Source organism: Bacillus halotolerans (assembly GCF_004006435.1).
GTDB lineage: Bacteria > Bacillota > Bacilli > Bacillales > Bacillaceae > Bacillus > Bacillus halotolerans.
This window is the reverse complement of record NZ_CP029364.1, coordinates 53,046-72,874: the sequence shown is the minus strand read 5'-3', so window position 1 is coordinate 72,874 and position 19,829 is coordinate 53,046. Positions and strand designations below refer to the sequence as shown.

23 protein-coding genes and 4 pseudogenes are annotated in these 19,829 nt (G+C 38.7%); 14 read left to right on the top strand and 13 right to left on the bottom strand.

Annotated elements, in window-relative coordinates:
- Positions 1-33: 33 nt before the first annotated feature.
- The 4 genes and pseudogenes from DIC78_RS00405 to DIC78_RS00385 all read left to right on the top strand — a co-directional run bounded on the left by DIC78_RS00405 (position 34) and on the right by DIC78_RS00385 (position 3,362).
- On the top strand, positions 34-675 hold the full coding sequence (locus tag DIC78_RS00405; RefSeq protein ID WP_095713905.1) for a glycoside hydrolase family 11 protein: 642 nt from the start codon (positions 34-36) through the stop codon (positions 673-675).
- A 288-nt stretch (positions 676-963) separates the two neighbouring features.
- Positions 964-1,327: pseudogene (locus DIC78_RS21640) on the top strand (hypothetical protein); the annotation flags it as partial.
- A 309-nt stretch (positions 1,328-1,636) separates the two neighbouring features.
- Entirely contained in the window at positions 1,637-2,539 is a 903-nt protein-coding gene (locus DIC78_RS00395) for a CPBP family intramembrane glutamic endopeptidase (RefSeq protein WP_127695136.1), read from the top strand.
- Between the two features lie 439 nt (positions 2,540-2,978).
- Positions 2,979-3,362 (top strand): UPF0715 family protein, encoded by a 384-nt coding sequence (locus DIC78_RS00385; RefSeq protein WP_095713907.1) that lies wholly within the window; start codon positions 2,979-2,981, stop codon positions 3,360-3,362.
- Between the two features lie 198 nt (positions 3,363-3,560).
- On the opposite strand, the gene alr is transcribed toward DIC78_RS00385, so the two are convergent.
- On the bottom strand, positions 3,561-4,742 hold the full coding sequence (gene alr / locus DIC78_RS00380; protein ID WP_095713908.1) for an alanine racemase: 1,182 nt from the start codon (positions 4,740-4,742) through the stop codon (positions 3,561-3,563).
- A 191-nt stretch (positions 4,743-4,933) separates the two neighbouring features.
- A pseudogene (locus DIC78_RS22090) lies at positions 4,934-5,031 on the bottom strand (tyrosine-type recombinase/integrase); the annotation flags it as partial.
- A gap of 258 nt (positions 5,032-5,289) precedes the next feature.
- On the opposite strand from DIC78_RS22090, the gene DIC78_RS00375 reads away from it, so the two are divergent.
- A complete protein-coding gene (locus DIC78_RS00375; protein WP_101861276.1) occupies positions 5,290-6,201 on the top strand; it encodes a VanW family protein in 912 nt (303 codons plus the stop codon).
- A gap of 291 nt (positions 6,202-6,492) precedes the next feature.
- Here the strand turns inward: DIC78_RS00375 and DIC78_RS00370 are convergent, their stop codons facing one another.
- The 7 genes and pseudogenes from DIC78_RS00370 to DIC78_RS00340 form a co-directional block, all read right to left on the bottom strand.
- Positions 6,493-7,290: a DUF817 domain-containing protein gene (locus tag DIC78_RS00370; RefSeq protein WP_101861277.1), complete on the bottom strand. Its 798-nt coding sequence runs from the start codon at positions 7,288-7,290 to the stop codon at positions 6,493-6,495.
- Between the two features lie 136 nt (positions 7,291-7,426).
- A complete protein-coding gene (locus DIC78_RS00365) occupies positions 7,427-7,648 on the bottom strand; it encodes a helix-turn-helix domain-containing protein (protein WP_127695134.1) in 222 nt (73 codons plus the stop codon).
- 10 nt (positions 7,649-7,658) lie between these two features.
- Complete coding sequence (locus tag DIC78_RS00360; RefSeq protein WP_024121557.1) at positions 7,659-8,141, bottom strand: DUF2975 domain-containing protein; 483 nt, start codon at positions 8,139-8,141, stop codon at positions 7,659-7,661.
- Positions 8,142-8,465: 324 nt separating this feature from the next.
- Positions 8,466-9,139: pseudogene (locus DIC78_RS00355) on the bottom strand (SOS response-associated peptidase).
- A gap of 391 nt (positions 9,140-9,530) precedes the next feature.
- Positions 9,531-10,253: a YrpD family protein gene (locus tag DIC78_RS00350; protein WP_127695132.1), complete on the bottom strand. Its 723-nt coding sequence runs from the start codon at positions 10,251-10,253 to the stop codon at positions 9,531-9,533.
- A gap of 373 nt (positions 10,254-10,626) precedes the next feature.
- Complete coding sequence (locus DIC78_RS00345; RefSeq protein ID WP_024121562.1) at positions 10,627-10,830, bottom strand: spore coat protein CotC; 204 nt, start codon at positions 10,828-10,830, stop codon at positions 10,627-10,629.
- Positions 10,831-11,024: 194 nt separating this feature from the next.
- On the bottom strand, positions 11,025-11,213 hold the full coding sequence (locus DIC78_RS00340) for a twin-arginine translocase TatA/TatE family subunit (protein WP_024121563.1): 189 nt from the start codon (positions 11,211-11,213) through the stop codon (positions 11,025-11,027).
- 264 nt (positions 11,214-11,477) lie between these two features.
- Here DIC78_RS00340 and DIC78_RS00335 point away from each other — a divergent pair, with 264 nt between their 5' ends.
- Positions 11,478-11,876: a hypothetical protein gene (locus tag DIC78_RS00335; RefSeq protein WP_059291751.1), complete on the top strand. Its 399-nt coding sequence runs from the start codon at positions 11,478-11,480 to the stop codon at positions 11,874-11,876.
- 90 nt (positions 11,877-11,966) lie between these two features.
- Here the strand turns inward: DIC78_RS00335 and DIC78_RS00330 are convergent, their stop codons facing one another.
- Positions 11,967-12,401, bottom strand: a complete 435-nt coding sequence (locus DIC78_RS00330; protein ID WP_127695130.1) for an SRPBCC family protein — start codon at positions 12,399-12,401, stop codon at positions 11,967-11,969.
- Positions 12,402-12,888: 487 nt separating this feature from the next.
- On the opposite strand from DIC78_RS00330, the gene DIC78_RS00320 reads away from it, so the two are divergent.
- From DIC78_RS00320 to DIC78_RS00295, 6 genes and pseudogenes are all read left to right on the top strand, one after another.
- Positions 12,889-13,077 (top strand): hypothetical protein, encoded by a 189-nt coding sequence (locus tag DIC78_RS00320; RefSeq protein WP_059335696.1) that lies wholly within the window; start codon positions 12,889-12,891, stop codon positions 13,075-13,077.
- A 69-nt stretch (positions 13,078-13,146) separates the two neighbouring features.
- The gene (locus DIC78_RS00315; RefSeq protein WP_106021654.1) at positions 13,147-13,947 is read left to right on the top strand and encodes a hypothetical protein; all 801 of its coding nucleotides are present in this window, start codon (positions 13,147-13,149) and stop codon (positions 13,945-13,947) included.
- 4 nt (positions 13,948-13,951) lie between these two features.
- Positions 13,952-14,572 carry a DUF4166 domain-containing protein gene (locus DIC78_RS00310; RefSeq protein ID WP_127695128.1) on the top strand — a complete coding sequence of 207 codons (621 nt, stop codon included), beginning with the start codon at positions 13,952-13,954 and terminating at the stop codon, positions 14,570-14,572.
- On the top strand, positions 14,566-16,197 hold the full coding sequence (locus DIC78_RS00305) for a YndJ family protein (protein ID WP_127695126.1): 1,632 nt from the start codon (positions 14,566-14,568) through the stop codon (positions 16,195-16,197). The genes DIC78_RS00310 and DIC78_RS00305 overlap by 7 nt, the downstream gene beginning before the upstream one ends.
- A 110-nt stretch (positions 16,198-16,307) precedes the next feature.
- Positions 16,308-16,617 (top strand): annotated as a pseudogene (locus DIC78_RS00300) (hypothetical protein).
- Positions 16,618-16,856: 239 nt separating this feature from the next.
- Entirely contained in the window at positions 16,857-17,615 is a 759-nt protein-coding gene (locus DIC78_RS00295) for a poly-gamma-glutamate hydrolase family protein (protein ID WP_127695124.1), read from the top strand.
- Positions 17,616-17,637: 22 nt separating this feature from the next.
- Here DIC78_RS00295 and DIC78_RS00290 read toward each other — a convergent pair whose 3' ends face one another.
- From DIC78_RS00290 to DIC78_RS00280, 3 genes are read right to left on the bottom strand one after another with little or no spacing between them, the layout of a single operon-like run.
- Entirely contained in the window at positions 17,638-18,090 is a 453-nt protein-coding gene (locus DIC78_RS00290; RefSeq protein WP_095713920.1) for a YndM family protein, read from the bottom strand.
- Positions 18,091-18,098: 8 nt separating this feature from the next.
- Entirely contained in the window at positions 18,099-18,398 is a 300-nt protein-coding gene (locus DIC78_RS00285; protein ID WP_059335692.1) for a spore coat protein, read from the bottom strand.
- Positions 18,395-18,598 carry a DUF892 family protein gene (locus DIC78_RS00280; protein ID WP_024121571.1) on the bottom strand — a complete coding sequence of 68 codons (204 nt, stop codon included), beginning with the start codon at positions 18,596-18,598 and terminating at the stop codon, positions 18,395-18,397. The genes DIC78_RS00285 and DIC78_RS00280 overlap by 4 nt, the downstream gene beginning before the upstream one ends.
- Before the next feature lie 196 nt (positions 18,599-18,794).
- Between DIC78_RS00280 and fosM the strand changes: the two genes are divergently transcribed.
- Positions 18,795-19,217, top strand: coding sequence for a FosM family fosfomycin resistance protein (fosM, locus tag DIC78_RS00275; RefSeq protein WP_127695122.1), 423 nt, complete (start codon positions 18,795-18,797; stop codon positions 19,215-19,217).
- An 81-nt stretch (positions 19,218-19,298) separates the two neighbouring features.
- Complete coding sequence (locus DIC78_RS00270; protein WP_024121573.1) at positions 19,299-19,727, top strand: hypothetical protein; 429 nt, start codon at positions 19,299-19,301, stop codon at positions 19,725-19,727.
- Positions 19,728-19,829 lie beyond the last annotated feature (102 nt).

Genomic DNA, 19,829 nt, shown 5'->3' with positions numbered 1-19,829 from the left:
CAAAGTCAGAAAAAATATTATAGGAGGTAACATATGTTTAAGTTTACAAAGAAATTCTTAGTTGGGTTAACGGCAGCTTTGATGAGTATTAGCTTGTTTTCGGCAAACGCCTCTGCAGCTAACACAGACTACTGGCAAAATTGGACTGATGGGGGCGGAACAGTAAACGCTGTCAATGGGTCTGGCGGGAATTACAGTGTGAATTGGTCTAATACCGGGAATTTCGTTGTTGGTAAAGGTTGGACTACAGGTTCGCCATTTAGGACGATAAACTATAATGCCGGAGTTTGGGCGCCGAATGGCAATGCATATTTGACTTTATATGGTTGGACGCGATCACCCCTCATAGAATATTATGTAGTGGATTCATGGGGTACTTATAGACCTACTGGAACGTATAAAGGTACGGTTTACAGTGATGGGGGTACATATGACGTGTACACAACTACACGTTATGATGCACCTTCCATTGATGGCGATAAAACTACTTTTACGCAGTACTGGAGTGTTCGCCAGTCGAAGAGACCAACTGGAAGCAACGCTACAATCACTTTCAGCAATCACGTTAACGCATGGAAGAGATATGGGATGAATCTGGGTAGTAATTGGTCTTACCAAGTCTTAGCGACAGAGGGATATCAAAGTAGTGGAAGTTCTAACGTAACAGTGTGGTAACAGATTATCTTTAATCAGGGGTAGCTAACGGGCTGCTGATCGTTCCTTGAGAAATTTTATAATCGTTGTTATTGTGAGTTTACTAAGAAGCGACGGCCTTTTAGTTGGAATCCCAATATATGGATCGAGTATGGTGAATGATTATTAAAATCGTTAGGAATGGTTAAAGGTCGTTTTCTACTAGGTGAACGGCCTTGGCATTGCTGGAGGTAGGGTATTCTCCAGCAGGTTTTATAACTTTCCCTATAAGTGTAATAGAATAGTATTAATTTTTTGTTTAATAGCGATATTTTTTGTAGTCTGCGCTTGCTCACAAGAGACACCTTCATTAAATTAAATTTATCAGATAAAGATTTATACATATCGTTGATTAATTTCGAATTGCTTAGAGACAAAAATGAACAATATGCCAATGTTCTTTAGGAGCTGTAAAAAGATGATCCTTATTTGTTTATTAAGGCTTTAAAAGAAGGATATGCCGTTAATCAACCAATTGAATTTGATGAGGCCATTGTACGTTTCGTTAATGGAGAAGAACTGGCTATTGTCCATAAAACAACCGGCAAGAGGTTCAATGATTGTGAAAATGAAGAATTTTCCTGATGGATTTACTTTACAGACAATGGATATGTGGTTGTGGAGTGAAATTGTTGAATGCACACAGCTCTTAGTTTTTGATCAGTTAGAAGCTTATTTTAAGAAAGAGTCAGCAACTTCAGAAGATATAGTTTGAAAATCCGGATAACTCTGAAATGTCGTTATATGTTCATATATTAAGAAAGTAAGCGTACCGGCAACTGAAGCTAGGACGCTTTTTTTGTGATGGCACCTCAATAAAACAACAATTTTAATCAGAAGGGAAGTGGGATATACAGGAATTTGAAACAATAACAGTTATAGAACGTATAGTGACTGTAGGGGTTATATTGCTTCATATGAATGTTGTGAAAGGAGTATCCATATGCAATTTCATCATACCCAAAGCGGAAAACAAAACAATCATCCAAAATGGTTGGTAACTATCTTGCTAAGTTGGGGAACATTCGTATTTGCTTTGTTTTTTGCTACTTTAATCGGTTCAATAGCCCACCAAGCAGGAGCTTCTAAACTCTTACAGCAAGGTATACAATCAGGCTTAGTAACATTAATTACTGTTCCATTACTCTACTTTCTTCTCAAACGGACGTCTAGTAGGCCATTTTGCTCTATCGGACTGTCTGGGTGGAGGCAAGCCGTTCCGAAAGCCATTATGGGTGCAATGTACGTCATTATTCTTTCCGGATCTGGATTCACAATCGCCCATTTATTGGACTGGGTCAAAATTTCACAATTTCATTTCTCTATCCATTTAGTTTCAGTATTGCTCTTAAATATGATTATCGCTTTCTATTATGAAGCTTTTCCAGAGGAATTAACTTTTCGTGGGGCGGTGTACTATGCTCTAAACAGGCGATTTAACTGTTTCATGGCCTTGCTCCTGCAGCCGATTCTGTTTGTGCTTGCACCAATAGCTGTAAGTGGTTTGCAGTATATAGCTGGAATTAAGTCACCTGCTATCACATTAGATTACATCGTTTTATTGTTGTCTTTTGGATTCATCCTTCAACTCCTGCATATTGTAACAGGAAGCTTATGGACGTCAATCGCTTTTCATCTAGCCTTTCTCGAACATTCTCGGTTCTTCGTCCTGCAGGGGGAGGAACGCTTTATTACCTATGAAGAAATTGTTCCGGGAACAGGTGCGTTGTTTGTGATCTTTTTTATGTTGCTTATTGTCGGTACTCTGCTATTAATACCTGTTGCAATAACTCGCCGAAATGCTATTCAATGGTTTAAGAATAAGAAAGATACCCAAGATGTTTGATATCTGAATAAAACAGCAGTTTTAATGAGACATAAATCTCTTGGCACAATAAAGGAAATAGTGCGGAGGGATTGCCATGAAAATCTTAAACTTTAAATTTGATAATTCTTTCTTTTGAAGTACATGCAGCGTTTACTGCTAATGTGGCTTTTCCAACTGATTAAGATATTCAGATGGATATGCTCATGACGAGTAAAGCGATACTCAAGACAACTGGCTACACAAATTTCTTCATCCGGGATACATACTTTATAGATAGAGATCACAATTCAGTTTATTGTTCTTGTCACTTTGAAGAAACAAAGTAAATCTATTTGTAAAGTTCGGACGTGACGGAGCTTTAGTCTAGTCTAGATTTAATTCAGGAAGTAGGTATGTCAATTTTAACAATAATTGAGATCATCATAGTGATGCTTACATTGTGAAAGGGGATTTAAACATGCAAGTTTTAAGGATCATATTTGTTCATGTCTTGTCTGCATTATCAGCTGCTGTTGTTTATGTTTTTGGCATTGATTATGATGGCTACATTCCATACTTCTTAATAAGTGTTATTCTGTTTATCTTTTATGTAATCTTTGCTGCACCTGTTCAATATTTCGTAAATCGCAATCCAAAGAGGTTTAACCCGAAATATTTACTCATATACATATTCTTTTCCTTCTTAGTATGGTTATTCTTCACTGTAATTACTGATCCAAAGAACACCTTAGACTTTCTAATGGAATACGAAGTTTACTTATTTAGTATATCATTTGCTGTAATCTTTTGGATCTGGGACTCTGTTTTTCTGCAAAACGAGAAAAAGGCAGCAACTAAGTAGCTCAAGTATTCATAATGCTTATTCTTAATCAATCGAGAAATAACACCTAAAATTCCTATTTGGTATTGTGATCCTCTTTCTAAAATTGCAGACGATAGGGGGATAAGTGTGTAAAACTGAATCCCTCTTATTATAGGATCTTAAATCAGCATAAAAGAGGGATTGACCTCACATTTGCAAAAAAATGAAAGAAAAAATCTACACGTACATTACTGGAGTTGATATCTTAAAAATCTCGCCATCTCTTATATAAAAACGGGGGATGCGGCGGCTTAATGTAGACACCACTTCATAGTTAATCGTATTAAGCATTTCAGCAACTTCATCAACGGGAATCTCAGCTCCCTTTTGGTGACCGTAAATCACAACTTCCTCTCCTTGTTTGCCTTCACTCTCTCCTAAACTAACCATGATCATATCCATTGTCACTCTTCCCGCCACCGGCACTCGTTTTCCGCGATGAAGAACAAACCCGCGATTGGAAAGCGCGCGAGAATAACCGTCAGCATATCCGATCGGGAGTGTAGCAATGACTTCACCGGGATTTGCGATGTATGTAGCACCATAACTAATGGTCCGGGGTTCTGTCAGCATGGTTTTCACATAAGCGATACGCGCCTTTAAACTTAATGCAGGTTCAAGCTTAACGAGATGTAGTTGTTTTATATATGCTGAAGGATATAATCCATATAAGCCTATACCTAAACGAATCATATCAGCGCTAAATTCCGGAAAAGCGATAGCCGCAGCCGTGTTGCTCATATGCACGGTGGGCAGCTCAATGTCTTGGTTTTTTAAAAAACGGAGAAAACGGAGAAATTGATCGTGCTGCAGTCTGGTTAGAGTGGTGTCTTCTTCATCGGCTGTTGAAAAATGTGTAAAGATACCTTCCCATCTTAGGAGTTTACTTGCTGTTAATGCCTTCACTACTGCTAAAAGTTCTTCTTTTGTACGTACACCTAATCGGCCCATACCAGTATCCACATTAATATGAATACCCAATCGGTTAGTACTCGCTTCACTTTCCAATATATCGTTAGCTTTTTTAATCCAATCAACCTGAAATGCTGATAACTCTATATTCCAAGCTGCTGATTTTTTCACACAACTAAGGGATGTAAAACCAAGCACAAGGATAGGCGCTGTAATTCCCGCTTTTCGTAAAACGATTCCTTCCTCCACGCTGGCAACAGCGAGCTCACTAGCCCCGTGTTCCAGTGCATGGCGCGCCACTTCTACAGACCCATGACCATAACCGTTCGCTTTTACGACAGCCATAATTTTGGTCTTTTTTGGTATATGATGGCGTATTGCTCGCAAATTTTTTTTAATGGCATCAAGATTTACTTCGATCCAAACTTCTCGGCAGAGCTTTGTCATCGACGCTTCCTTCCTTCTTATAGAATAGTGTAAAGCGCATTTAGCCGTTAATAAATCCTGTAACATTGATGGTTGGATGCTTTCAATCTGATTTTATTCAACCTTAACTGAAATCATTCAACAGCAAACTCTTGATCTAACGAGAAGATGCTAACCGATGGCCGAAGTCGACAGTACTTTCATTTTTTTGCATATTTGCTGATTAGTTCAATTTTGATTTTCTTCACTTAGGTGAGGATTGATACGGTGACCGAGGATCAGATAGTACATCTAAACAAAAATAGCCTGCCTATGGCTGTAACTTCATTTACTGATTTAATTCAACGATTGCTTGACAACATTGGTATTGGTTAAGGCATGATTTCATAACACTAGGCGTTGTGGATGCTGAAGTAGACATTGACTACTCACTTAAGTCAAAGCTCTATTAGCGAGGGCTCACGTTGTGCTCAAACAAAGACCAGACGCTTAAGAACGATATGATAAGACGAGATACATCAAAGGATAAGCTCCTGTTCATACTAATTGTCGGGAGGTATGCCGACTTATGATACACATTTGGATCACTGGCCTTTTATTATTGGCTCAGCCCAGCGAGCCATCTGACAGTTTAGCGATCACACAACAAGGACGGACGATTGCTACTGTTCACCGCGAAGATTTTACGATGCCTCTTCCCGGTACCCCAATGATTGATCATGAAAAATACCGTAAGTTTATCAAACAGCTTGATCAACAAATTTACCGGGAGCCCATAAACGCCAAGCTTAACGATCAAGGAATCATCATCCCGGGGAAAATGGGTTACAGACTTTATCAACAGGCGTTTAAGGAGAAATTTTATGCCTATTTCTTTGGTCATGGCCCATCCAAAATAGAAGTGCCGGAATTGAACATTTATCCGAAAGTTGACAGCGAGTTGCTTGCTCACATCAGTACGCAGCAATTAGGCCAGTATGTAACTTATTTTAATTCAAGCAATAAAAGCCGTTCACACAATATTTCTCTTTCTGCAAAAGCAATTGACAATCATGTTGTTTTTCCAAATGAGACGTTTTCATTTAACCAAGTTGTTGGGATGAGAACTCAGGACAAAGGATACATGCGGGCACCTATTATCGTAAAAGGTGAGTTGTCTGAAGGTGTAGGCGGGGGAATTTGTCAGGTGTCATCAACATTATTTAATGCTGTCGATCGTGCAGGGCTGCAAATCGTTCAGCGCTATTCTCATACAAGAAGCGTACCATATGTGCCGTCCGGACGCGATGCAACCGTAAGCTGGGGAGGCCCTGACTTTCGCTTTCATAATCAATATAACCAACCGGTCCTAATCCGAGCCAAACGATATGAGGGAAGTATGATTGTTACGCTTTATTCCTCTGATGTCATCAATATCAAACTGCGAAAAGTTCCAAAAGCGCCATCACAGCTACCAAAAGAAATAAATGCCGAGCGATAAATCATAAGCTATTCATTCACCTTATGCAACCTGACGACTTCTTTTATGGGAGGGTGAGTTAGAGAGACATAAGGTTAAGTCCAAATGCTGAGTTCTCTAAACGAAAGCTGATTTTGATTAAATCTTTACTTCCTGGTCGAAATCTTACTGAAATAGCCATCTATTTTTCCGGCAGCTATTTATAAAGAAAAAAGCAACAATTCAAACGTTGCTTTTTCCACTTTATCTTATTCAGAATGTTGTACGCTAATTCCTTACTATGTGGGATTCGACTTTTATTAAAGAAGATTCTTAACGATATAAAAATGGACTAGTATCTATCCTGGTGGAATTTTTCCCCTTAACTTGTTTTAACGTCGCTACTATAAGAAAGCTGACAATCACTAACAAGAGCCATGAACTCACTTTTCCTAGATGAACGAGACTCCATGTATCGGTTTGGTTTGGGTATTCCCAAGCCCCAAAAAACGTTGCGATATTTTCGGCTATCCATATAAAGAATCCGATGAGCATAAATGAAAGGGCGAGCGGCATACGGTAACGAGTCCCATTCACCTCGTATGTAACCCATGATTGCCAAAAGACGATCAAGACAAGTCCAGATAACCAAAAGCGGACGTCAATCCAAAAATGGTGGATGAAAAAATTCAAATAAATCGCAGCGGCGAGAGGTACAACGGCCCAAAACGGCGGCCACTTAACCAGTTCAACCTTAAGCCTCCTCCATGCCTGGCAAAGATAACTGGCTACACTTGCGTACATGAAGCCGCTATACAAAGGCACTCCAAAAATTTTGGAATACCCCTCCTCCGGATAAGACCAAGAGCCCATATGTACCTTGAAAAGTTCAAGAGCAAGTCCAATAAGGTGGAACATTGTGATCACCTTTAGTTCATCACGTGTTTCAAGCCCTGAATACACCATCCACCATTGCATGAGCAGGCAGATGATGAGCAGCCAGTCATACCGTGGCAGAAGGGGAAGCGGTATGATTTGTGTAATTGCCAAAGAGGCAAAAATAACGACAGGAAACAGACATGATAGGGCCTGCTCCCAGCCAAAACAAACGAGCTGTTTAAATGCTTTCATGAATTTTGCCTCCAAAGGTTTTTTTGATTAAATGGAAGACCTGTTTAGTATAGTAGCTAATAAATAGACATAGGGTTATGTGCATAGAATCACCGCCGAGCAACTATCTTTTCCTTTCATGATTATTCTTGCTTTATTAATCTTGGGTGTCATCATCACTTCGGTATTCCAAAATATCTCCGGGTTGACATTCTAAAGCCTTACAAATCGCCTCTAAAGTTGATAATCGAATGGCCTTTGCCTTTCCATTTTTCAATATAGAAAGATTAGCCATCGTGATTCCAACCTTCTCAGACAGTTCCGTTACGCTCATTTTCCTTTTAGCCAGCATCACATCAATATTGATTATAATTGCCATTGTTTTCACCTCAGACTGTTAAATCATTTTCTGATTTTATATCTATAGCTTCTTGCAAAAGCCTTTGGAGAACAGCAGCAAAGACTGCGATAACCATTGAGGCAAAAATAAGGACCAATCCGATTAGTATAATACCTGGAGCGTCGTCCATCTCCGCGATGAGATAGAAGAGTGGCATGCCTGCCACAAGTAAAAGACTGATGGTGATTGCACAGTATTTTATTTTCTTTAAAGCTCTTACTGATAATTCCGAGAAAGCTTTATTCCGGTCAATATAGCTTAAAAGTGTAAAGGCTTGATACAGAGCGAAATAAAAAGGTATCGCCGCTGCATACAAATCGATATAAACAAGATATTTCAGATAAGAAATATCTGGATACAATTCCGCTGCAAAGTTCGCTATCTGCGGCACCAAAAATATGCACAGAGCAATAACTGGAATTCCAATAAGAATAACAGCTATCTTTAAAAAAAGTGTTGATCCTCGTTTCATAAAAAGCACCTCACCTAATATTGTCGATTTGAATTTAACATATTATTTATCGTTTTACAATAAAAAAGTATTGAAATAGATTATTTTCTTGTTGTTTTAAAACTATCCTTTTTCACTTTGGACAAGAAAAAAGCATTCCTCATTACAGAGAAACGCTCTATATCTTTAATCGATTCAATTTAAAAATTAGACAGCTGACTGAATCATTGACTAACTATGGTTTAAAAATAACGCATGGCACATAAGGGGTTGTTTTTGAATCATGTACACGTTCGTTTATTTTGCTTAGGCGAAGGTGATATATAAAGCAATCTGGCAGGGTACTTAATGGGCTTCAATAAGCTCAGGTGAATTGTTTTTAGGTGAGTTAACTAATGATGAAACCTGGTATGCTTCCATGTCATCAGCATCATATGGCAAAAGCAAGCTTTTGAGAAAATCGGGATCTGTATTTTTAGGGTTCAGCCATTTTTTTCATGATCGTGACTCAATATAACCGGCATTCGATCATGGATATTTTCCATAAGCGCATTAGGTTTTGTCGTAATGATTGTGCAAGTGTAGAGCGGGTAACCTTCAAGCGTATTCCACTTTTCGTATAAGCCGGCAAAAGCGAACAGATTGGATGATTTCAGCTTGATTCTCATAGGAATCTTAGTTTTTGGATCAAGGCGTTTCCATTCATAAAAACTGTCGGCCGGAATGATGCAGCGTTTGCTGACAAGCGGTTTTCGAAAGCTGGGTTTCTCGGCCAATGTTTCAGCACGAGCATTGATCATTTTATAACCGATCTTTTCATCTTTAGCCCAAGGAGGAATGAGACCCCATCTTAATTTTCCAAGGCGGTAGCTTGATCCATCATTAATAATGGTAAGGATGTTTTGTGATGGCGCGACATTATAGCTGGGGTGATATTCGTCTTCAGGCAAGAAGTGACCTATGTTGAATTGCTCAATGATGTCGTCAAATTCTGAGAATAAAGTGAATCTGCCACACATGTTCATCATCCTTTTGGTTTTTTGAATATTGTACAGGGTTGGTATATGAAAATCAAAAAGGGGAATGTGATGCAGCAAACAGTGAATGTTAAAGAATTAAAGTGTGGTTTTAGATGGACGTGGAAAAATAAAAGTTCACTGCTATTAATTAAGGCAGGCTTTTTGAAGAGAACGGAATAGCAAAGATCTGAAATACATAACAAGAACAGATCTATATTGGGTTGGTAATTTCGAAATCTTTTAAGCTAAACACAAAAAGGGTGTGGTATTGAGTTAATCAGTGTGAGTTTATATGGATTTACATTTATCAGGCTTCTGAGGACAAATAAAGTGTTCAGGTTATACAACGAAAAAAGGACGCCGGCATTGCCGGCGCCCTTTGCAGCATTCCTTATTTATTAACAGAAATCGTGACATTATTTCCAGAAGGGAGGACTTTTGCAAAATCCTGTGTATCTACGACAGGTGTCACTGCTTTATTGTCGATTGTGATATTGTTAAAAGTTGTTGAAAAAGTTGCTTTAATGGCAGAGCGTTGGCTTTCAGCTGAAACCGCAGCGGTGGCAAGCGTTTTCCATTTCGACAGAGTGCCGATGTTTGTTCCTTGAATTTCCATGATAATACGTCCGGTATAGCCGTCATTGTTCGTTCCCCAGAGAGTCATGCGAGTATTCCCGTTCAAGTTTTTGTAGATCGTCATTTGCACTGTGCTTCCGGGACGAAAGCCTTTATTGTAAGTGAATTTCTCTTTTCCTTCGATATACGTTTCATCATTTTTAGAACCGACTTTCATGAGCGGTTTCCAGACGTTGTATTGTTTGCTGTACTGAAGGCCGATATCTGCCTCAGTTCCGTTTTTTGCGCTAAAGCCTGAATAAATATAAGGGGTAGAGACAGAGTCTTGGATGTTCACAGTGTCGGGAAGCTTAATTTTAGCCGTGAATACAGCGCCTGTACTGTTTAGGTAGGCGCGTCCGCCGATTCCCTTAGGCAGCTGGGAAGCCGCTTTTGCCACTTGAGTGTCTGCACCTGGAAGACCTGGAACTCCTGAAGAAATAGTTCCGAAAAGAATAGCTGTTCCTACTGCACCTGCAATTAATACTTTTTTCAACAAAATTCCCCCTTTTAAAAGTGGTTTCGCCAATTATTATACCTTATTTTGGAACTTTTTTTATTAAGATAAATCGACAAAATCGTTAAAATCGTTAAAATCTCTTGTTTATGAAGGGGTTATGTTTATATATTGACACCATAGATCTAAAAATAAACTAATTAAACTATGTACCAAATGTTCAATTTTTATTAAAAAATCGGCATTAAGGAGCAAATAATAATTGTAAGACATTCACCAAAGGTAAAAAAGCTTTATCCTTTTTTAACAAATTAGACCTATGATTCGTTTAGACATTGAAGTTACATAGTTTTTTCTGCAAAAAAACCCCCGGCCATTGACCGGGGAAGCAAAATTGAGGAGATTAAATGGAGTATTAGCAGTGTTTCTTACGCTTTTTATACTCTACAACGTAGTCATAGTCTTTTTTGTCGTGATCATAATGTTTTTTGTCATAATCACAGTAGTAATCTTTTTTGTCATGGTGATCATAATGTTTTTTGTCATAGTCGTAATACTTCTTGTAATACGTTTTCTTAACCGTATAATACTCTTCTTTATATTTTTTGTAATAACCCATAAATACCCCTCCTTTTATGATCATACGCTTTATTATATGGAAGTTAGAGTTTGCGGATTGGACAGTTTAAATTGCAAAAGTAAAAAAGGGCTGTCCAAAAAAAGAAGTTGAGGAAAAATCAGAGGAAAACTGAGGGATCATGCAGAAACAACAATATAAAAAAAGCCGATATGCATCGGCCAAATCATTTTACCTTACATTTGCTTGTCTTCTTTGTTTTCTGAACCACTACTTCTTATGTCTTGAGTCAATCCGCTGGTCGCTTTTTTAAATTCTGATAAGGCTTTTCCGGCAGATCGGCCAAGCGCAGGCAGCTTATCAGGACCAAACACTAAAAAACCTACAAATAAAATAACTAAAATTTTTGTGACGCTTAATTCCATGATGCTTCTCCTCCTCTTGTTTGAAGTACGAACCCTTATTAACAAATTATAAAAGATGGCGGTTCAAATGAGAATACGTCTGTTTTGAATATTTTGTATAACACAGGCGAAGGGAGAATGATGTGATTTATTCAGGAAAAAATGCTGATGATAAAACGTATGGCTTCCAATGCCATACACATACCTGCAATTTTATTTAAAGGGGGGTGATATATATATATAACTGTAAGTTGCTATGATCAAAATAAGGGGGAGATATTAATTATGAGATGCAATAAGCTAATAGGGTGCCTGTCTGTTTTCATGTTCGCTGTCGCTTTTCCATTATCTGCACATGCAGAAAAAGCGGGAACTGCTGGAGCCGGAGAGTGGGATAAGCTTGGGACTTACACTTATACTTATTCAAGTCCGACGGTATACTCGAGCGGAGGCGATTTTAGAGTTTGTCTTTCAGGAAGTACACCTTTCTCCGTATCGCTGCATCTATATGAGGATGATGCTGGTGACAACCCTGATGAATATGTGGGTTCTAATTATTTTTCACCCGGAGAATGTCATACCTTTAGCAGTATCGGGAAATTTGTAGATGGAAGCAATAACAAGGCAGAGTTCTTTGTTACTGATTACTCTGGTAAATCAAAAACAGTTACGTTTTACGATTGATTGAAGATATAGTTCAGTGAATTTAACTTTGTCATGAATAAAAGAGAGAGGGAGCTCTCTCTTTTTATACTGTATGAGCAATGAAATACCTTACTCTTGAACAGCTTTGCCAAGTCGTTCATTCACAATGCCTGTCCAGCCGCCATCCATTTTATCCCGAATGACTGAGCTTTTCTCGTTTACCTTACCGATCATTTCATCAGGCTTCTTCCAACCGCTGTGGATGAGAGTGAATTCTGTTTTGTTCCCTACGTCTGTTAATTGAAATGTAACAATCCATCCATCAGTATCCCATTCAAAAGAAAGCTCTCCGGGAGCATGAACCGTCAAAACTTTGCAAGGTGATGGTCCAAATGGTGATTGTAAATGAAATTTATATCCTTCCTTCAGCTGAAAATCATTCGGCATAAACCACTTGGCTATGCCTTCTGAAGTTGAGACTGTCTCCCAAACCTTTTGAATAGGCGCCTCTAATGTTACATGTTTCGTAATGTCCGGTAATGTTTTTTCTTGATATTTATCCATATATTGCTCCTCTTTATCCAATATATACTTTCAAGCAAATTTTATATCATCTAACGAAATCATGTCCATAGTGAGCATGAATTATGCTGAATCTGTTGTCGGCAAGTGTTTCATTCTATAAATTTCACGATTAAAAGTGAATTTATTATCCATTTATTGTTATATTGAGTGGTGAAAGGCAGGGGAAGTCTCATGCAAAAAAACGAAAATACAGCAGGAGAGCGGAAAATATATATCACGGTCTTTTCATTCTTGATAATTTGTGTAGCTGCAATGGGCTTTTATGAACAAAGATTTCTTTTTAATCAATTAGCATTTCGGGTATTTGTGCACTGATCAGTTTTGTGTTATTGGCCAATGTGCTGTTTTTCTGGAAAAAAAGAAGAGCATAGCATATGTCTCAGGCATTTTGGCTGTAGTTAATGTAATTATGCTGATAACTCTGCTTTTTCTATTGTGATGAGAAGGTAAAGAAGGAGGGTTCTTCGTGCTCGGTAAAATAAAAGCGGCCATTGATAATAGTCCGGGAAAACCCGCGAAAATTGTAGTTAATGAAAGCACACTTCAGCAGTTAAAAGAAGAGATGCGTTTTGTTTATGTTTCCAAACCTAAAACCATTATGGGGATTCCTGTGGAGGTTTCAGATGATGTAGAAGGCTTTGAACTCAAATTTTAACGTTAATATATTTTAATACTATAAATATGCTAATATAGGAACTGCTAGAAAAAGAAGGGAGGAGGGGTTGTGAAACAGAAGCCGATTTATGTCGAAATCGAGATGACATCTGACCTAGACAAGCTTTGGGAATATACGCAAAACCCATCGCTACATAAGGAATGGGATCTGCGGTTTTCTGATATTACATATTTACACAGAAGCGTAAATGAAGCGCAGAGGTTTCTTTACGAGACAAGAATTGGCTTTGGATTAAAGGTGTCAGGTGCTGGTGAAACCGTGGGTACGAAATTGCATTCCTCTCAAAGAGTATCCTCCCTGGCCTTTTCCTCCAACCATCCGTTATCCCTGATTAAAAAAGGCAGCGGGTATTGGAAATACATACAGCATGATAACGGGAAGCTTACATTTATGACGCAGTATCAATATGAAACGGCATATGGCTTTCTAGGAAGATGGATTGACCGTTTATTATTTCGGCCGCTGTTGGGCTGGGCAACAGCATGGAGTTTTGATTCATTGAGACTTTGGATTGAACAAAATAAACATCCGAAACAATTGATCCGTTATGCGTTTGTCTATATGCTGACGTGCTTGTTTTTTAGTCTGTTTTGGTTTTACCACGGGTTTATAGATCTTGAAACGAACAACATGGCAGGAGCTGCGAAGATAGGATTGGGCATTTTATGGCTGAGTCCATTAAAGAGAAAATGGACACTTCATGCTGTGCAGACCTGTATCTTTGCTGTCTTCGCTTTTCTAGATGCTGGAATATATTCTTTACTGTTAAGTGTGATTACTGCGGCAAGCGGCTTGATCAGTCTCCGGCTTCCAAGTGCTCGGCATACGAAACGAAAAAGAAAGAAGTGAAATGGTGAGTTCAATGTATAAAAAAACAATTATAAATTATCATCTATTACATCCCAAGCTGCAGAAACGTTATCAATTAGACAGGTCACATACATTCAGCGGAAGAGGAACGATGTCAGAAATAAGCGGAGGTTCTTTTTTTGTCAGAATGCTGCTGAAGTGCGGGGTGTTTTTTAGATGTTTCTTTTCAGAAAGAGGAAAGGACATCCCTTTTACAATTAAAAACAGAACATGTCTTACGAAGCAGGAACATACGGGGATTGAATGGAATCGGACTTTTGTCTTTAAAGATAAAAAGCGTTTCTTTGATGCAGTTATGGTATACGACGAAAATGAAAAACGAATACTTGATTTTTTCGGCCAACCTCATATTATGCTGTCCGTTTTAACTTTTGAAGCACTCTCTGACGGGTCTCTCTACATTACATCAGGAAAGCAATGGCTATTAATATGCGGAAAAAGAATTCCTTTGCCAAAATGGCTGAGCGGTAATTCCACTGTTTGCGAAACTTTTGATGAAAGCAACAACTGTTTCACTATTCAAGTTCATGTGGAAAATGCAATTCTGGGAACTCTTTTTTATTATAAAGGGACGTTTCAGGAAACAGAGGGAGAAGTATGTTAAAACGAAACGGCATCATTAGTGCGCTTTGTTTCATTTGGTTTCTTGTATCTGAAGCTCCCGACATATCAGTTACGGAGGCGCTTGTCTTGTTTTCCATTCTCTTTTTTGTGCCGGGAATTTTTCCTTTTGTTTTTCATCAATCAGCTCACAGGACTATTCAATTTTCGGAAAAATTATTGATGCACATCTATCCGGCAGCAGCTGTTTTCGCGGTGTTAGCCCTTGTGACCGACGTGGGGTATTTTGCACTGATCTGGTGGATATACACTGCTTTGTTGGCTTTATATGGTTTGTTGCGGCTCTTGAAAACAAAAATACACAGAATCGAAGAAACATCTATTTTATTTGGACTCTTTTATTTAGGAGGAGGGGGATTTTGGTTTTTTGCCTATGCTGCGCATTTACATATCCTGCACTTCGGTCCTCTTATTATTTTGCTCACAGCTGTTCATTTTCACTATTCTGCTTTTCTGATCCCGATCTTTAATGGTTTACTTGGCAGAGTCAATAGAGAAAAACGGGTTATGTACGGTTGGGTGACATGGATTATTTTACTGTCGCCGCTCCTCATCGCACTCGGAATAACATACTCAAAAACACTTGATATCTTGGCGGTTGGTATCTATATGGCGGCACTTTATCTTAACTCATACTTAATATTTAAGACAGCTTTTCGCAGTAAGACAGGAAAAGTGCTTATCCGACTGTCTTCAGTCGTGTTAATGATAACGATCTGTTTCTCTTTCATTTACTCATTCGGTGTATTCCGGCAAGAAGTCACGCTGACCATCAGCCAAATGATTTGGATACACGGTGTCGTGAACGCATTCGGTGTTATTTTGCCGGCTCTTGCAGGATGGAGAAAAGAAAATCCTCAGCTATCGGATGCGAGTGTCAAGGTTTTCAGCCGTATATACGGAAAGAGAACAATCGGAAAGAACTTTTTGCACAACATTCACGCTGAAAATAACATTCAATATAGCGGACTTGTGGATGATATGAGAAGCCTTCGTTCAAACGATTTTTCACCGGAGCATTTGACACCGTTGATTGTTTCTTTTTATGAACAGACGAAAGATTATGAGGTAAAAGCAAAAGTGACGTGGAGCACTTGGTTTCAGCCCTTTGCGAAAATGTATGAATACATCAGCAAAAGAACCGGACAAATACATCTGTCAACGAATCCTGACTGGTATAGGATGCACAGTACAATAAAAGGTGTCCATTCAAAAAAAGACGGAAGAAAAAAGGTACGTGCCTGGATCAGAACAAATGAAAAAAGCGAAACCATTTTCACCGCGCTATATTCTGTATATCGCTCAAAAGGGGAAGGGTACATGAATATTTCTCTGCCGCTTCCTTTCAGTAACATGACAGGCATTTTAAAGCCTTATCATCACAAAGAGAACCTGATTTTGACAAGCAGGCGGAGAAAAAGCGGTGCTGGGGATGAAGGGATTTATCTTAGAACAAAAGTCGGGACCTGCCCGCTTCCATTATCTGAAACCTTTCTTATAAAGGCTCCGGCGGGCGCAAGCAGGTTAACAGCTGTTCATGAAATGTGGCTGTTTGGGATTCAATTTCTAACTGTAGATTATGACATTACATATTGCCCGTCCAAATGAATAATATAAAACAAAGACAATAGTTCATCTGACAGTCTCTCGTCCGGTAAACAATCGGTTCGGCACATTTTCATGCTGCACCTCATACAGACGGGGAAGGAAGGGTTTTTATGTTTTATATCAGTTTGTTTCTGATTGTATGGCTGGCTGCGGGATTTGCAGTGGGGATGAAGCAAGTTTATGTCGATGAGCTATTCGATAAAGATGTAATCGAAAGGCTTGAAAAAGAAGCAGGTGACTATGATCTTGTTGACCGTTTTATCAAACACCGTTTCATTTATTGCAGCAGTTACTTTAAGCGGGTTTATTGCTGTTTACAGTGAAATAAAAGCCATGCCGCAAAAGCGGAGAATAAGAAAAATTGAAAAAGACATTAATAAGCTCAATAAAGTAAAGAAACGCCGGAATAACAGAAAGTAAAAGGTGCACAAGCCAGCAGGCGGGTGCATTTTTTTTATTTAATGGGGAATGAGAACAAAGCCGGTGCAATCTTACTTTTTTGCTAAGGAGTATAAATTCATAAATGTGAAGAACAGCGCCCGGGCTAATGGTATATAATATTGTGAATTTAACAAAAATTTAACAAGGAGGACGAGATAATTCGTGCTAAAGCCTCAAAGAGTCCAGCATCCTGTGTTTTTGGTTTTGAGGCGGAGTAGATGAAACCGGCCAAAGTATCCCTGCTCCGCCGTGTGCTCCATTCCTTGAAGCATGTTGATTGTAACATAGTCAAACGTTTTCCATCAACTTTAAAAAATGTAAAATTGTTGTTGATTTTCTTGTTGTTTGTTCCGGTTTCTTCTGTATATGCAGAGGATATCTATCAGAATTTCGAGGAATTAAAGAATCACGAAGATCCTTCAGATTATAACATTGCCACAAAAGAAACCGGCAGCTCTGTGCTTGTTTTAGCTATTCACGGAGGAGGTATTGAAGGCGGCACAAGTGAATTAGCGAGAGAGCTCAGCAAAGAATATTCCATGTATTTGTTTGAAGGTTTGAAGACGTCTGGAAATTCAGTACTGCATATAACAAGCACACATTTTGATGAGCCTCAGGCACTGAAGCTTGTAGCAAGTCATGAGTATGTCATTTCATTGCATGGATATGCAGGAGAGGACCAACAGATACAAATCGGCGGAACAGACCGATCAAGAGCGGCAGAATTAGTTTCAAAACTGCAAAAAGCCGGTTTTCCGGCTGAATTGCTTGGTACGGATCATCCGCATGCAGGCGTAAGTCCAAACAATATAGCGAATAAATCAAAAACCGGTTTGAGCATCCAGTTAGAGATGAGTACAGGTTTCAGAGAATCTTTGTTTGGCATCTTTTCTTTAAAAAGCAGATCCACGACTCAAAATGAGAGGTTTTATGATTTTACAGAAGTGATGACCCATTTCATAGAAAACAGCTATTAAAATAAGGAGGCTTTGCGCCTCCTTATTTTTCGTCCTTCTGATCATTGGCTTCAGGAAACAATTCATCTGATGCCTCAGTTTGATATTGCAAGGTGTTATCTTTGACAGTCAGTTCGTTTCGGAATGTTTCATCCAGCACATTTTTCAGTAAATACCGGTGAAAAAAATATTCAAAAACAGTAAGGCAGACAGACGCAATCAGAGCGGCTGCAAACGGTGAGAAACCGTTTCTAGTTTGCGTTTCAAGAAAGACCCAAAGAATAACGAGTGAAAGTCCGAAGTCAGCCAGTGAAGCTATCATATTGCTGGTTCTCGGCAAGATCAGGATGTCACCGGAAAGGTATGTTACAAAGCTTAAGAAAAATGCAATAAACAGCACACTTAAAAAGGAAGCATGGTAAACTCTATCCAAAATCACATACAATAGGGCAAGAGTTAAAGCTGTCTTAGAAGCAAGAGCGATAATATGTTTCATTTGATCACCTATATTTGTGGCAAATCTTTAGCGGTATCTGCAGCCTCAAGATCGACACTTATTTGCTGAGTTAAATCTTTAGAATGATAAAAACCCTTTGCAGCCATATAATGAAAAATTTGTTCATGGGTATTCATCGCGTCATGTAAATATTGCTGCAGCGTTTCCCTGACTTCTGGGGAAGAAGATTCTGTGATGGCAGCTGCAATATTCCTTACGCCTGTCTTTGCCGATATTAAAAAATCCGTTGCGATCACTTGTTCGGTCATGCTGCCCATTCCGGCTAATTTTTGAAAGAACTCATTCACGCTTGTTCACCTCTCACTGACAGCAATTCCTGCAAACGCGCAACCTGCTGTTTTGTTTTTTGAGCATCCTGCTCAAGAATACTCTTTAATTCTTCATCTTGTACAAGTCCCGTCATGGTTGAAGATTTTGTCAAACAAAGATTCTTAAACGTAAGCAATTCGTGCAATTCCAACGTTTCATGAAGGCCGTAGCCATTCATAACGGTCATTCCCTTCTGAAGTAATATGGTTTATTTTGAACAAATTGCTTTTGTTTACACTGGTATTTTTTGCTGGTCGTTTGAAACTTTCTGGCTGCAATGCCCGTACACAAGGGGTGGGATGAGCTTCTGTTAAAATAATCAATTATTCACTGGTTTTTAATCATCTATCTTTAAATACTAAGGAGGAGACACAGTGGAGATCAAAGGGATCAATCACTTGTTATTTTCTGTTTCTGATTTACTGACTTCCATCGAGTTTTATCAAAATGTCTTTGATGCTAAACTGCTGGTTAAAGGAAAGAGCACTGCATATTTCGATTTAAACGGCATATGGCTGGCTCTCAACGAAGAGCGTGACATTCCCAGAAATGATATTAACGCTTCTTATACCCATATCGCTTTTACAATTGAGGAAAGCAAGTTTGAAGAAATGTCCGCAAAATTAAAAAACCTTCATGTTACTATTTTGTCTGGGAGAGAACGAGATGTACGTGATCGAAAATCAATTTATTACACTGATCCTGACGGCCATAAATTTGAATTCCATACAGGAACTCTTCAAGACAGACTTCAATATTATAAGCAAGCTAAAACCCACATGGATTTTAACGATTGAAAAAGCACGGGAAACAGAGTAACAGGGAATATACATATTTATCTTATGGGGTTAATATATGGTAAAGGAGGGGGATTGCAGTTGAGAAATAAAATATTGCTCATGACAGCTGTTTTGCTATGTGTTTTTGGAACCGGGACCATTCATGCAGCAACTTCACATTTTGAGCATAAAACCGACTTTATTCTAAATGACGGAACAAAAGCGCTTTATGTAGAAAACATTAGTGATGTACCGGCAATGGATTATTTTTTAGGATACCAATTTACGATATTAGGAGTGAACACTTGTTCAGTTAACATTAAGCTTCAGCGAATGGGACTTGCAGGGGATTATACTACGTTAAGCACAAAACAATTCACCGGTAATTGGTTTGACTTTAGCGCTCACGATAAGGTTTCCATTGAACCTTATCACCGGTATCGAATATTAGCTGAAGAACATTCAGAAAACTGTGCAAGTGTTCATGTAAAAGGCCGCTATGGTGTAGAATATTTTAATTTTGATTGATGCTCACATTTTTGAAAAGAAGTGAGCTTTTTTTGCGGAATAAATTAACTAAATAAACTATGTACTAAATATTCAGTATATTTCCTTTTGCCTCGCTCAATA

What these genes read in the sequence shown, in the direction of transcription:
- DIC78_RS00405 (WP_095713905.1), top strand. Translation starts at nt 34, where the DNA reads ATGTTTAAGTTTACAAAGAAATTCTTAGTTGGGTTAACGGCAGCTTTG.
- DIC78_RS00395 (WP_127695136.1), top strand. Translation starts at nt 1,637, where the DNA reads ATGCAATTTCATCATACCCAAAGCGGAAAACAAAACAATCATCCAAAA.
- DIC78_RS00385 (WP_095713907.1), top strand. Translation starts at nt 2,979, where the DNA reads ATGCAAGTTTTAAGGATCATATTTGTTCATGTCTTGTCTGCATTATCA.
- alr (WP_095713908.1), bottom strand. Translation starts at nt 4,742, where the DNA reads ATGACAAAGCTCTGCCGAGAAGTTTGGATCGAAGTAAATCTTGATGCC.
- DIC78_RS00375 (WP_101861276.1), top strand. Translation starts at nt 5,290, where the DNA reads ATGATACACATTTGGATCACTGGCCTTTTATTATTGGCTCAGCCCAGC.
- DIC78_RS00370 (WP_101861277.1), bottom strand. Translation starts at nt 7,290, where the DNA reads ATGAAAGCATTTAAACAGCTCGTTTGTTTTGGCTGGGAGCAGGCCCTA.
- DIC78_RS00365 (WP_127695134.1), bottom strand. Translation starts at nt 7,648, where the DNA reads ATGGCAATTATAATCAATATTGATGTGATGCTGGCTAAAAGGAAAATG.
- DIC78_RS00360 (WP_024121557.1), bottom strand. Translation starts at nt 8,141, where the DNA reads ATGAAACGAGGATCAACACTTTTTTTAAAGATAGCTGTTATTCTTATT.
- DIC78_RS00345 (WP_024121562.1), bottom strand. Translation starts at nt 10,830, where the DNA reads ATGGGTTATTACAAAAAATATAAAGAAGAGTATTATACGGTTAAGAAA.
- DIC78_RS00340 (WP_024121563.1), bottom strand. Translation starts at nt 11,213, where the DNA reads ATGGAATTAAGCGTCACAAAAATTTTAGTTATTTTATTTGTAGGTTTT.
- DIC78_RS00335 (WP_059291751.1), top strand. Translation starts at nt 11,478, where the DNA reads ATGAGATGCAATAAGCTAATAGGGTGCCTGTCTGTTTTCATGTTCGCT.
- DIC78_RS00330 (WP_127695130.1), bottom strand. Translation starts at nt 12,401, where the DNA reads ATGGATAAATATCAAGAAAAAACATTACCGGACATTACGAAACATGTA.
- DIC78_RS00305 (WP_127695126.1), top strand. Translation starts at nt 14,566, where the DNA reads ATGTTAAAACGAAACGGCATCATTAGTGCGCTTTGTTTCATTTGGTTT.
- DIC78_RS00295 (WP_127695124.1), top strand. Translation starts at nt 16,857, where the DNA reads ATGAAACCGGCCAAAGTATCCCTGCTCCGCCGTGTGCTCCATTCCTTG.
- DIC78_RS00290 (WP_095713920.1), bottom strand. Translation starts at nt 18,090, where the DNA reads ATGAAACATATTATCGCTCTTGCTTCTAAGACAGCTTTAACTCTTGCC.
- DIC78_RS00280 (WP_024121571.1), bottom strand. Translation starts at nt 18,598, where the DNA reads ATGAATGGCTACGGCCTTCATGAAACGTTGGAATTGCACGAATTGCTT.